The sequence below is a fragment of the uncultured Algoriphagus sp. genome (genome assembly GCF_963974835.1).
Classification (GTDB): Bacteria; Bacteroidota; Bacteroidia; order Cytophagales; family Cyclobacteriaceae; genus Algoriphagus.
Window position 1 is genome coordinate 930700 of the sequence record NZ_CAXBET010000001.1, and the last position, 13453, is coordinate 944152.

Below are 13453 nucleotides of genomic sequence, written 5' to 3' on the forward strand. Positions count from 1 at the left end.
ATTTTACCCCATAATTAGAAACCGATAAACCTTATGCATATGAAGAACACTCTTATAATTGGCGCATGCCTGCTTTTTGCGCAGCAGCTAGCGACAGCACAAACATCCACCTACAAGCCTGTGGAAGGGAAGATCATGACTGAATGGGCTACTCAGGTGACTCCTGAAAACGTACATCAGGAATATCCAAGACCGCAGATGACCCGAGAAAACTGGGTAAACCTGAACGGGCTTTGGGACTATGCGATCAAACCAAAAGGACAAGCTGTCCCAACAAGTTTTGACGGGGAAATCCTTGTTCCCTTTGCTGTAGAATCAGCGCTTTCTGGAGTCGGAAAAACTGTAGGTAAGGACAATGAACTTTGGTACAACACGACTTTTAACACTCCTAAGAAATCTAGCAAAGACAAGGTTTTATTGCACTTCGGCGCATCGGATTGGGAGACAGAAGTTTTCGTAAATGGTCAAAGTGTAGGAATGCATAAAGGTGGATATGATCCGTTTGATTTCGATATCACTGAGCATCTGAAATCAGGAAAAACCCAAAATCTGCAAGTTCGAGTTTGGGACCCTAATGATGACGGACCTCAGCCACGAGGCAAACAGATCAACAATCCGAACGGAATTTGGTACACTCCAGTGACAGGAATCTGGCAGACTGTATGGCTGGAAACTGTCCCAGCAGCATATATTTCCGGACTGAGAAATGCATCAGATATTCAAAGCAAGCAGATATTGGTGACACCGGAAATTGCTGGAGAATCCTCAGGACAACAGGTTAAAGTGTCTGCTTGGAAAGATGGAACAATGCTCACTGAGCAAACAATATCTCCTAGCGAAACCGCTAAGTTAACAATCAAAGATGCTGAACTTTGGGCTCCAGGGAATCCAGTACTTTACGATCTGAAAGTAGAATTAGTAGATGGCAAAAAGGTCCTTGATGCTGTTGGAAGCTATGCGGCTTTGAGAGAAATCAGCATGGCTCCCGATGAAAACGGAATTCAGCGAATGATGCTGAATGGTGAGTTTTTATTCCAATATGGCCCACTCGACCAAGGCTGGTTTCCTGACGGATTATACACAGCTCCAAGTCATGAAGCTATGGTTTTTGACATTCAAAAGACTCAGGATATGGGTTTCAACATGATCAGAAAGCACGTGAAAGTGGAGCCTGCAACTTGGTATCATGCCTGTGACAAAATGGGAATGTTAGTGTGGCAAGACATGCCTAGCGGAGACATGGGTAACGGTTGGGAGATGAAGCTTGCCGTACTGGGAAGTGGAACAGATCGTGATAGAACACCTGAGTCAGAGGCTATTTACAAGGAGGAGTGGAAAGAGATCATGGATGATTTCTATAATTTCCCTTCTATCGTAGTTTGGGTACCTTTCAACGAAGCTTGGGGTCAGTTCAAAACCAAGGAAATCGCAGCTTGGACGAAAGATCATGATCCTTCACGATTAGTGAACAGTGCAAGTGGTGGAAACTTCGAAATGGAAGGAACCAAGATTGCGGGTGACATCATCGATTTGCATAACTATCCAGATGCTAAAATGCCTGATCCAAAAATTTATGGTAAGGACAATATCATAGTTTTGGGTGAATTCGGAGGTTTGGGCCTTCCTGTAGATGGACACGTTTGGCAGCAAAAAGACAACTGGGGTTACCAGAGTTTCAAAAACCAGGAAGAGCTGTACAATCGCTATGCTGGTCTGATGACACGCTTAGGAGAATTAGTGGAAGCGGGACTTTCTGCGGCAGTTTACACTCAGACCACCGATGTGGAAGTGGAGACCAATGGACTGATGACTTACGATAGAAAAATCATCAAATTCGATGTGTCAAAGATGAAAAGCATACATTCACCTTTATATAAAAAGTAAGCCCAATGAAGAATCATTTCAATAAAACTCTTGGTGCTGCGGCACTGGGTATTTTACTTTACAGCTGCGATAGCAAACCAAAAGAAGAAATTAAAGTTGAGGACACTGTGGAAGAGCAGGTTTTCGGCACAACTTTTCAAGATAAAAAAGTGGAAACATACGAAATCAAGAATGCCAATGGCATGAAAATGAAAGTCACCAATTTCGGTGCACGGGTTACCAATCTTTGGGTTCCTGACAAGGATGGAAACTTGGTGGATGTGGTACTTGGGTTTGAAACCCTTGACGAATACACTTCAAGTGGTGAGAAATACTTTGGAGCAGCGATAGGCCGCTATGGCAATCGGATTGCAAAAGGGAAATTCACATTGAATGGAGAGGAATATACACTTCCTCAGAATAACAATGGACAGACGCTTCACGGTGGTCCAGGCGGAATGGACTATGTGATTTGGGATGTGGAGAAATCAGGGGATAATGGTTTAATCTTCAGCTATACTTCGCCAGATGGAGAAGAAGGTTTTCCGGGTGAGCTAAAAGTGAAAATGATCTACACGCTTACAGATGAAAATGAATTCAAAGTCACTTATGAAGCGGAAACTGATAAAGCCACTCCTGTGAATTTGACTCATCACTCATTTTTTAACCTAAATGGTGCTGGAAACGGCAATGTGCTAGACCATACGCTAAAGTTAAACGCGAGCAAATACACTCCTGTCGATGAGGTACTCATTCCTACAGGCGAAGTGGCATCAGTGAAGGAAACTCCTTTTGACTTTACTACTCCTACCAAAATCGGTGACCGTATCGATCAGGAAAACGAACAGCTGAAGTTCGGTGGTGGATATGACCACAACTGGGTGTTGGACAAGACTGGAAATGAATTGACAGAGGCAGCAGTGATATCTTCTCCTCAGACAGGAATAGAAATGGAAGTTTGGACTACCGAGCCAGCGATCCAATTCTATAGTGGTAACTTTCTTGATGGATCAGTATCAGGAAAGGGAGGCAAAGTATATGAACTGAGATCAGCATTCTGCTTGGAAACCCAGCATTATCCAGATTCTCCGAATCAGCCTAGTTTCCCTTCTACTATTTTGGAGCCTGGCGAAAAATACGAACAGACTTGTATCTATAAGTTTGGAACGAAATAAAAATAGAAAGCCATCCTGAGAAATCGGGATGGTTTTTTTTCTACTAATTGATCAGTGAATAATTGCTGGTTACCCATGTAGAGTAGATCTGTAAGCTAAGGTTGACAGGAAATAAACCTTAAAATTATCAGGAAAACTTTTTAGACTCACCGTTAACCCATGAGGTAATTATCCCTTATATACTTCCCGGAGCTCACCGACATTTTATCTTCCTACCAATCGATATTTTTTTCCTCTGCCCCAGGCAATAAATGCAGCAGAAATAAGAATGAAAACATTAAACCCAATCTGGTCTCCTTCGCCTCTCAATACATGAAAAAGGATGGCAGAAATCATAAGTGCGATGGTTCCAAAAGCAGCATACACAGTCAAAATAGGTCGAATTCTAAGCAGGGAAGGCAAGGTCAGTCCCAACCCAGCGAGCAAGTCAACTATTCCTGATATCCAGACCAATTCAGGATTTTCACTGATCCAAGGCCAAGGCAACTCGGCTGGGAGAAATAACTTCATAAACCCTGCGTAGATAAAGGTGAGGGAAAGTAAAATCTGCACTATCCAAAGGGAAATATTTAAGGGGTTTGATCTTTTTTGAATTGCCATAGTCTGTGTGTCGGTTTGTTTACTAGACCCAAGATTATATAAATTCGCTTTCCAAATGATATTACTATCCCCATGGATAGCGCTATCTACGGGGATAGTATCGAAAAATATAAAGCTATGATATCAAAGGGAGGTTGTCCTAAAACCATGCTTTCCATCAAAGATGCCTTGGAGGCACTGGAAGGAAAGTGGAAATTATTAATCTTATTTTCTTTGGCTGGAGGCCCGAAGCGCTTTAAAGAAATCAGTAGGGAAGTCGGTGAAATCACAGATAAGATTTTGTCAAAGGAATTGAAAAGCCTGGAGACAAATCAGCTAGTCAAAAGGGAAGTATTCGATTCATTTCCACCGAAAGTCCAATATTCAATAACCCCGCACGGCATCTCCTTAGAAAAAGTATTGGATGAATTGCATTTTTGGGGTTTGCTCCACAGAAGTCAGATTATGGGAAAGTAGGTGATACTTATTATGATTTTCCGCAATCTTTCCATTAACCAGAATTTCTTTGCTTACCCGGTCAGAAGACCGAACACGGGGAACCGATCGGATTAAATTCTTGAGTAGCAAAACCCAAAATTGCTTTTGGTTTTATACACTCTTCATATCACGATAGCGGGCATTTATTATCAAAAATATCCCATACATAGCCAAGCCCAAGGCAACTAACGATAATACAAGTGTACCAAATTCATCCTGAAGAAAACTAAACGCATCCTTGGTGCCTCCTGCTTCATCAGAACTGTAGGAAAATGCGGCCCTGTACGTTAGAAATGCGACTACACCGATTACTATTCCTCTTGAGGTATGGCCTATTTTTCCGAGGGTAACCATCAATTTTTGCACTCTAGGTTCAATATTTTGAGCTTTTATTTTCTTTTTGTACATGTTCGTATAGGCTATGACCATCTGAAAAATAGCTCTTCCTAAGAAGATGGTGGCTATTATCAGTACAATGACCTGCCCAAATGGCTTATTTAAGGTGCTTGCAATGATAGATTCTTGGCCGTCTCCAGATCCACTTCCAGATCCTAAAAGTATCTCAAAAGCAGAAAAGGCCAACAGACCGTAAAAAACACCACTGGAAAAGAACCCTAACCGATTTCCTATTCCTTTGAGATCATTTCCTTCATTGTCGGGATCCTTGATGGCTTGATAAAAACGCCAAAATACATAAGCCACCAGTCCAGCTGCCGTGATTCCGAGTAAAATGGTACCAACCATATTATTTTGTAAAAACTTCAGCGCATCACTGGTACCTGATTTCGAACCTCCGGAACCAATAGCTGCCATGAAAGTGAGCGCCCCCATCAAGGTGTAGACAAAACCCTTGGTCGCAATGCCAAAGCGTGCAATATTTTCTTTGTTAAAATTCATGAGTCATTCAAAACATTGCCCCAAGTTTGGCAGAATTTCTATTCGAATCAATTTAGGGTATTTTGAACAGTTTATCTGCTCCGCCTGGCAAATTGCTTCCTAGCAAATCAGATAGGAAAACTTATGGTTTCAATTATTCAGTGTAAAGGAGGAATAGATTTTTTTGAGCAAAGCACTTGCATCGTTTTCAATGTCCCACTGATTGTAATTACCGGCTGTAGTAATTAGCAGCATCTTATTTTGAAGGTCGAAAAAAATACGCTGATCGCCATTTCCAACTGCCACAGGTACATGCAAAGTTTTTCCATCGATTTGGTAATCCAAAATCCAAAACTGATATCCGTATCCCTGACCATCTGGACGCATAATATGGGGCTCAAAGGACTCTTTCACCCATTCCTTTGGGATTATTTGTTTGCCATCCCAGATTCCATCTTGCAGGTAAAGCATTCCAAATTTCAGCATAGCTCTTGGCGTTAAACGTAATCCGGATGCAGCCGCAGGGGAATTAGTAGCCGGGGAAATGGTCCACTCAGAGTTTGAGATTCCAATCGGCAGAAAGAGAAATTCCTTTGCAAACTCATGCACATTTTTGTCCGAAACACGATGGATGATTTCTGCGAGAAGCTCCGTAGTTCCCCCATTATATTTCCAAACCGTCCCAGGCTTATCCACAATCTCTCTACTTAAGACAAATCCAATCGCATCCCCACTTTCTATCATTTGAATTTCACTGTTTTCCGGATTGTCATAGGATATTTCCTCATTCCATTTCAATCCCGAAGTCATGGTCAACAGATGTTTGATTGTCAACTCCTCCCTGCCCTCGGAGTTAAATTGTTGATAATCTTCAAAGAAATCAAAAATGGGTTGGTCCACAGATTTGATTTTTCCCTGCGCAATCGCAATTCCGATACAGGCAGAAACCACGCTTTTGGACACGCTTCGCAAATCGTGCAACAGGCTGTCATTGTAAGTTACAATTCCAAGATCATCACCCCAGTTTTCATCTTTGCCGGTAAAATATTCTTCTACCACCAACTGCTTATCTTTGTAAATAAGCAAAGAATGACGATTTGGGTAATATCCAGTTTGGATGCTATCTATCAGTTCGTTGATGATCACTGAATTAAGCCCAACAGCCTCTGGTTTAGCTAGTGTAAATTCTGAATCAATGTTAGTTTCCTCGGCTTCCGAGACTTTTTCAGATGATTGCGTACAAGCTGAAATGGAAAAAATGATTATAAAAATTGCTCCAAAAACTCTGATTTTTTTCATATCCTAAATGAATTAATTACAGCCCAATATATCTGAAATTGGAAATTAATTTTCGTTTTACTGTAGGTTATTGGCTCAGGTTTGGAAGATTAATAGGGTTTTTGGAGGAGTTTAATTTGGAAAAATAAAAGGTGTAGTTGAACACTACACCTAGAAGGAGCTTGATTATACATCCTGTAGTTTGTGGTACAGAACTTACTTTGTGAGTGGGCTAAAAGCTCCTTCCTATACTGAGTTTGAAGATCCGATTGTAAACTGTATCAGAGAATTCACTGACGTTTGCAAAACCATGTTCGTAAGTAGTCTGAATGTTCATTTGACTTCCAAGGTTGAAGCCAAAACCTACTACAGCAGCAATGTCAGTGCCTTTCCATAGATCTCGGGTATCGTTTCCGTCAAAGGTTACTTTATTGTCACCATTTCCAACTATAAGTGCCGAGGACATCAGAAAGGATGGCTGCGCTCCAGCTAGGATAAAGAAATTTCCTGCACCTTGATATTTCAAAAGCAAAGGGATATCCAGATAGCCATTTCGGATGCTGGTAGTAGTTCCTGCTTCTGTACCTTTAGCACCTTTGGTGGAATATTGAATGCCTGGCTCGAACTGCAAAGTCTCCGACAAAGGGAGGTTGATATATCCTCCTATATGGAATCCAACTTTGAACTTAGATCCATCTCCACCTTCTTCCCCTCCGAAAGTCGTGAAGCTTGGCCCTCCTCGGAGCCCAAAATTTAGGTCTTGAGCCTGCAGGCTAAATGAAACGAGGAATGCAATTAAAACTAATAGAAGATTACGCATAAAGAGTGGGTTTATTGGTTGTAAAAAAGAGAAAATAAAAATTGATAAATTATATTTTTAGGTATTTACGGTTACAATACCTATAAGTTTTGAGCATTTCCTAAAAAATAAGGACGATAAGATTTCTGAGTTTGAAGATTCAGGTAAAAAGAGTGAAGGTTCAGTTACAAAGAATGAAATTTTATGTTCTAGGTATAAATTTTCAGTGGTAAAGCTTGAACATTCGAGTTCTGAGCCTGAAACTTCAGGTAAAAAGGTCGAACATTCAGTATCAACGTATAAAATTTCATGTTCTAGATATAAAGTTTCAGTAGTAAAGCCTGAACATTCAAGTTCTGAGGCTGAACCTTCAGGTAAAAAGGTTGAATGTTAAATATCTAAGTATAAAATTAAAAAAAACAGAAAGGTGTAGTTACAAACTACACCTAGATGGGAGTTGAATTTTTATGCGAAGATTTCAACATTGTTTTGGTTTTGCCAATCGTTTAGTTTTTGGTAGAGATTAGTATGTTTGAAGAAGTCAATATTAAACAACATCCTCAGTGTTGCTTCTAAATTTTCTCCTTTTACTCCATTTCTTTTTTCTTCTTCTCTAAAATACTTCGCAAAGGAATTTAGTAAATCGTGCCCGTTTGTAATTTGAAGTAAATCTGGTTCACTATTTTCAATTAAAATAATCATTTCTTTCAATTTGTCTTTGTCTTTAATTACTGCATTCGGTGATTTTGCAATAACTCTATTTAAATACTGCTCAAAGTCAATTTTTTTATTAGAAAATGAAATTAAATCTTGAAAACCTGAACTAAAATTGAGCTCAAGATTGTCCTTGTCATTGAGCAATTTCAGAAAGCTAATGTGCTTAATTGTTTCTATGAACTCATTTTTAATAATCAAGTGATTATCCTTTTTAATGTTTGAATATTCAAACACAATTGCATTCAATATTGGCTCAAAATTTAATATCGTTATTTCTATATCGTGCAAATCGGTTAAAAACATGTTGTTGAGTAAATATTCTGATTTGTTAATTCGGATAAAGTCTGCGTCTCTTATTCCGATTATTAGAGGATAAATGTTTACTAAGTTTTGAACACATTCTTCTAATTTTATATTACCACCTGGTATATTTTCAACTTTGCAATTATTTAGGTTGAATAATTTCCTGAAAAGGCGTATATCAGTTTCGCCTTCAAGTAAAATAAAACTTAAACCCTTACTGTTTGGATGCGAAATGTCTAACCTTAGTTCATTTAGCTTCTCTTGATATGAAATGTCCGACTTTTTCATGTTAGTCTTTCATTTCCAAATTATAAACTAAATCCCATCTGTCATTTATGATTGATGGAGAGTGGGTTGCAATCAAAACTTGAAAATCTTGAATTTTAATTATCCTTAATAAGTCGTCTAGGAATTCTTTTTGCCAAGAAATATGTAAGGAAATTTCTGGTTCATCAATCAAAACCATTATACCAGGCCTAGTTTTAAAGATTAATTCATAAAGCAAGACCACTTCGTGTTGTTCACCTGAAGACAACTCATTTAAGTCGAGAATTTTTTCTTTAGTAGTTTTGAAGTAAAAGCCTTTTTCTCTGTCAATTGCAATTGATTTGTAAGTGAATCGTCTTTCATTTAAAATGCTTGTGAAAAGTTCTAATTTTTCAAGAAGTTCATCGAATACACTTAATTTCTGTTCAAGGTCGTTTAGGTAGACCAATAAGGCTTTTGCATCGTCTTGACTATAGCTTAATACTTTCTGTTTACTTTCATATAGGCCGTTTCTGGTTAGTTTGTCTTGTTTGATTTTCAATTTTTCAAATCTTTCATCATATTCATCTTTAGAAACTCTACTTTTTTCTGAAATAAGTCTATTCGGATATGTGCTATCCAATGATTGAGAAATAATAAAGGATTGTTGTGATCTTTCAAGAATAATTTCTCTTAATTCATTTGCATAAGATTGAATAGTTTCAATCATGATTGTCTGCTCCCTATCATTTCTATAATTTTTTTCAGGGTTAGAGACTTTCTTAAATAATCGCTGTTCTCTAATTAGGTGAACATTTATAGATTTAAGAATTTCATTTCCTTTTAGTGTTTTAATTCTTAGGATATTTTTGCTTATTTCAGTTGGTAGTTGGTCGGTGTATATATGAAGTAATTCATCAATACCAACAATCTGGTCATTTCGTCTGTCAATCCACTTGTCAATAGATATTCTACTAACTGGTAGGTATCTATCAATTGTCCTGATCAAATTTTCATTTAAGTCTACTGAGTAATTAAAGACTTCAATTTCCTGTTCATTTTCATAGAAGCCAAATTTTAAATCTTTCTTTGGTGTTTTTATTACTTCTTCTTCGAATTCAATAAGTTCTAATTGATATTCATTCGAAATCGAAGTCTTATCAATAACAATTTTTATATTACCACTTAAGCATACTGTTATCTTATCAAATACTAGTTTGTTGAAGAATAAGAACTTCCTATTGAAAAGGTTAAATAATATGTTAAGCACCTGAGTTTTTCCAAACCCATTAGGTCCTGTTATTATTAAAACATTTTCAGTTGTCGGATATTCAATGAGATAATTAAACATTCCAAAAAGTCCTTCAATTTTTATTGATTTTACTAATGTCGTGAGCTTTACTTTGTTCATATTTTTATGTTTATATATCTATTTTTTTAGGCTAGCAATTAACGTTGGTAAAAAAACTAATTTGGTAATTAATTGCCAGTTATTGCCACTGTCCGTTTTTTGCCTAATAATTTCTGTTAATTCGATAGCCTTGAATACTGCTTTTTCTAATACTCGATTTCCTGATTTAAACCACCTGCAAAATTTGACTTTCCAATAAAAGCATTTCCAACTATAATTTTATACCCAGTACAGGGTATTTTCCTCACCCCTCCCTCTGATACCACCGAAAACTCACATATCCAAAGCCTACCAATCCCCAGAAAATCAGCATTAATTCTAGATTATAAATGCTCATCGCAACCATCGCAATTACTGCAATGAACAAAGCTATAGCTGGGAAATAAGGAAAGGCCGGAACCCGAAATGGTCGCTCCAAGTCCGCATGATTTTTCCGTAAGGCAAAGAAAGCAATCATCGAGACGATATATAAGGTCAGGGCTCCAAAGCAGGCGATGGTAATGATTTCACCGGTTTTACCTGTCAGCAAGGCCAGAATCCCGATTCCCATATTCACGATCAGGGCATTCATTGGAGTCTTGGTTTTAGCATTTACTTTCCCCACAAAAGGGGAGACGTAGCGCTCACGTCCCAGTTCTAAAGTAGATCGACCAGCAGCCAGAATAATCCCATGAAAAGAAGCCACCAATCCGAAAAGTCCCACGGTAATCAGCAAATGGTAAAGGATATTGCTTTCTCCTACAATTTTGGCAAGAGCCAGAGGCAGAGGAGAATCAGATGGCTCTGTGCTTCCCGGAGGATAGACGATCGCCTCCCAACCATCCACTCCGACTTCGGAAGTAAAGGTTAGAATACATAAAATCACCAAGGTGAGAATCGCCGAACCAAACCCGATCAGGATGTTTCGCTGCGGGTTTTTGGCTTCTTCGGCTACATTGGCCACGCCTTCGATGGCCAGGAAAAACCAGATCGCAAATGGAATCGCTGCAAAAGCTCCTCCCCAACCATTGGGAAGGGCATTCGTAGTGAGGTTCTCCACTTCAAAAGCAGTAAAGCTGACTCCAGAAAAAAGTAACAATTCAATGACCGCAATAATGGTAATAACCAGTTCGAAATAGGCGGCGAATTTCACTCCGCTGATATTGATCGCCGTGAAAATCAGGTAGGCTGTGATCGCAATCGTAGTAACTCCGATCTCAGGGAAAAAGACATTGAAATAGGCCCCTATCGCTGCTGCAATGGCAGGTGGAGCGAATATAAACTCTATACTTTGGGCCATTCCTGCCAAGAATCCCCAGTTTTTTCCTAGTCCCAATCGGGCATAATCAAATGCTCCTCCGGCTTTGGGAATGGCGCATGCCATCTCGGTATAGCTGAAGGTAAAAGTCACATACATGATGATGATAAAGAAGGTAGCCACTGCGAGACCTAAGGTTCCGCCCTCGGCAAGTCCTAGATTCCACCCAAAATACATCCCCGAAATCACATAGCCGACGCCCAAACCCCAAAGCATAAAAGGTCCAAGCGTTCGCTTTAATTCACTGTTTTCTGTCGTCATTTTTTAAAAGTTGGCTGTCAAAAGTGTCTTTGAGATGGACACCTGAAAGTTTTAATCTGAGTGCCTCTGAGGTCAAAAAGGCTAGTTTCCCGGCGGCATAGGAATAGGGTAATCCACCGGATCGGATATTGGAAATACAGTTTCGTTTTTCGTCTGTATTTCCTGCTTTTGGGTTGTATGTCAAATAAATTCCCATGCTGTATGGGGAGCTGAGGCCGGGTCTTTCCCCGATCAGGATTATGGATAGTTTACTGGAAAATAGCTCACCGATCTCATCGCTGATAGCTACTCTTCCTTGATTTACCAGGCAAATCGGAGCAAGATCATATGCCGATATCATGGGTAAAAACTCCTTCAAAAAAGGAATGGCATGAAGTGAGATTGCCTGCGCAGATAAGCCATCGGCTAGGATGATGGAAATATCGTATTCGTTCTTTGGAGAGGCATCGATCTTATCAATAGATATTTGATCAAGTTTTCTTCCTAAATCCGGCCGTTTGATGAAAGAGAGCCGATCGGTAGCTTGGCTGCTTAATTTCAAAGTTGAAAGTTGCAGGCCTTCGATTTCCCGTTCCAGTAAGTTGACATCCAGTTCCGTCCAGACAGCATCTTTTGCCAAGGCATGGTCTTTCCTGAATTTCAATAATTCTGATGTCGGCAAACTTCCTCCCGATCTTCCAAGAGCAATTCTTGCGTCCGTATAGGATTTGAGTTTTTCCCAAGCGCTTTCATTACTCATATACTTAGAAGTTTATTTGCGCTTTTTACTTCCAGTATTTTGCCGGACTGATCTGTCATTTCCATTTTGAAAAGCCATTCCTCAAATTCCGGTGCTCTCTTTAAGCCCAACACTTGTCGGATATAAAGCTGGTCATGAAAAGAAGTGCTTTGGTAGTTCAGCATCACATCATCTGCGCCGGGCACTCCCATGATAAAGTTGCAACCAGCCACGCCCAGCAGCGTCAAAAGATTATCCATATCGTCTTGATCCGCGCTGATATGGTTGGTATAGCAAATGTCACATCCCATCGGTAAACCCATTAGTTTGCCACAGAAATGATCCTCCAAGCCCGCTCTGATCACTTGTTTGCCATCGTATAAGTATTCGGGACCAATAAATCCCACGACGGTATTGACCAAGAAAGGATTGAATTTTCTAGCCACTGCGTAGGCCCTGACTTCACAAGTTTGCTGGTCGATGCCGTGATGTGCATTGGCAGAATGAGCACTTCCCTGCCCGGTTTCAAAATACATCAAGTTATTGCCAACTGTCCCTCTATTCAGTTCCAAACCTGCTTGGTATGCTTCATCTAGATTTTCCATGGAAAAGCCGAAGCTGGAATTGGTTTTTTCTGTACCTCCGATGGATTGGAAAACCAGATCCACTGGCGCTTTTTTATTGATCAATTCAAGCGTCGTGGTGACGTGGGAAAGGACACAAGTTTGGGTCGGAATATCGTATTGCTGTCGGAGCTTATCGAGCATTTCCAGCAGCTTCAAAGTTGCATCTGCAGAATCTGAAGCTGGATTAATCCCGATCACCGCATCCCCAACGCCATACATCAATCCGTCTATGGTACTCGCCATGATGCCTTTTGGATCATCGGTGGCATTATTGGGTTGAAGTCGCGTGGAGAAATTGCCTTTCAGGCCGATAGTATTTCTGAATTTGGTAATAATTTCGATTTTGGAAGCGACTAGAATCAAGTCTTGGTTTGCCATGATTTTACTTACGGCAGCCACCATTTCCGGTGTTAATCCGGGAGAAACCTGTTTGATTTTTTCTCCATCAGTTTTGTAGTCAAGAAGCCAATCTCTAAATCCTCCAACGGTAAGATGGCTGATTACTTCGAAAGCTTTGGCATCAAAGGAATCTTGAATCAGTTGGGAGACATTATCAATTTCGGATTGGATGATTTCCTCAGCTAGAAAATGTTTTAGGGGTAAATCTGCTAATACCAGTTTGGCAGCAATTCGTTCCTGTTCACTTTTTGCAGCCAATCCAGCCATTTGATCTCCGGATTTTTCAGGAGACGCTTTTGCTAAAACTGTCTTTAGGTCGGGAAAAGAGAAGTTAAAGTTTCCGACAGAATGCTGGTAAATCATCTAATTAAAGTGGGGATTTATTTTAATTTTTCCAATAATATGAA

12 protein-coding genes are annotated in these 13453 nt (G+C 39.7%); 3 read left to right on the forward strand and 9 right to left on the reverse strand.

Annotated features, from left to right (window positions below; genetic code table 11):
- Positions 1-39: 39 nt before the first annotated feature.
- Both AACZ73_RS04130 and AACZ73_RS04135 read left to right on the forward strand, forming a co-directional pair.
- Complete coding sequence (locus tag AACZ73_RS04130) at positions 40-1884, forward strand: sugar-binding domain-containing protein (protein WP_339875647.1); 1845 nt, start codon at positions 40-42, stop codon at positions 1882-1884.
- Between the two features lie 5 nt (positions 1885-1889).
- Positions 1890-3038: an aldose epimerase family protein gene (locus AACZ73_RS04135; protein ID WP_339875649.1), complete on the forward strand. Its 1149-nt coding sequence runs from the start codon at positions 1890-1892 to the stop codon at positions 3036-3038.
- 204 nt (positions 3039-3242) lie between these two features.
- On the opposite strand, the gene AACZ73_RS04140 is transcribed toward AACZ73_RS04135, so the two are convergent.
- Entirely contained in the window at positions 3243-3638 is a 396-nt protein-coding gene (locus AACZ73_RS04140; RefSeq protein ID WP_339875651.1) for a DoxX family protein, read from the reverse strand.
- Between the two features lie 72 nt (positions 3639-3710).
- On the opposite strand from AACZ73_RS04140, the gene AACZ73_RS04145 reads away from it, so the two are divergent.
- Positions 3711-4094, forward strand: coding sequence for a helix-turn-helix domain-containing protein (locus AACZ73_RS04145; protein ID WP_339875653.1), 384 nt, complete (start codon positions 3711-3713; stop codon positions 4092-4094).
- A 132-nt stretch (positions 4095-4226) separates the two neighbouring features.
- Here AACZ73_RS04145 and AACZ73_RS04150 read toward each other — a convergent pair whose 3' ends face one another.
- The 8 genes from AACZ73_RS04150 to AACZ73_RS04185 form a co-directional block, all read right to left on the reverse strand.
- Positions 4227-5012, reverse strand: a complete 786-nt coding sequence (locus tag AACZ73_RS04150) for a DUF1206 domain-containing protein (protein ID WP_339875654.1) — start codon at positions 5010-5012, stop codon at positions 4227-4229.
- A 129-nt stretch (positions 5013-5141) separates the two neighbouring features.
- Entirely contained in the window at positions 5142-6290 is a 1149-nt protein-coding gene (locus AACZ73_RS04155) for a serine hydrolase (protein WP_339875656.1), read from the reverse strand.
- Positions 6291-6501: 211 nt separating this feature from the next.
- Positions 6502-7089, reverse strand: a complete 588-nt coding sequence (locus tag AACZ73_RS04160) for a porin family protein (protein ID WP_339875657.1) — start codon at positions 7087-7089, stop codon at positions 6502-6504.
- A gap of 444 nt (positions 7090-7533) precedes the next feature.
- Entirely contained in the window at positions 7534-8376 is an 843-nt protein-coding gene (locus AACZ73_RS04165) for a hypothetical protein (RefSeq protein WP_339875659.1), read from the reverse strand.
- A gap of 1 nt (position 8377) precedes the next feature.
- The gene (locus tag AACZ73_RS04170; RefSeq protein WP_339875661.1) at positions 8378-9745 is read right to left on the reverse strand and encodes an AAA family ATPase; all 1368 of its coding nucleotides are present in this window, start codon (positions 9743-9745) and stop codon (positions 8378-8380) included.
- Between the two features lie 244 nt (positions 9746-9989).
- Positions 9990-11303, reverse strand: a complete 1314-nt coding sequence (eat, locus tag AACZ73_RS04175) for an ethanolamine permease (protein ID WP_339875663.1) — start codon at positions 11301-11303, stop codon at positions 9990-9992.
- Positions 11284-12042: an ethanolamine ammonia-lyase subunit EutC gene (gene eutC, locus AACZ73_RS04180; protein ID WP_339875665.1), complete on the reverse strand. Its 759-nt coding sequence runs from the start codon at positions 12040-12042 to the stop codon at positions 11284-11286. The genes eat and eutC overlap by 20 nt, the downstream gene beginning before the upstream one ends.
- Positions 12039-13409 carry an ethanolamine ammonia-lyase subunit EutB gene (locus tag AACZ73_RS04185; protein ID WP_339875667.1) on the reverse strand — a complete coding sequence of 457 codons (1371 nt, stop codon included), beginning with the start codon at positions 13407-13409 and terminating at the stop codon, positions 12039-12041. Before AACZ73_RS04185 ends, eutC begins: the two co-directional genes overlap by 4 nt.
- Between the last annotated feature and the right edge of the window lie 44 nt (positions 13410-13453).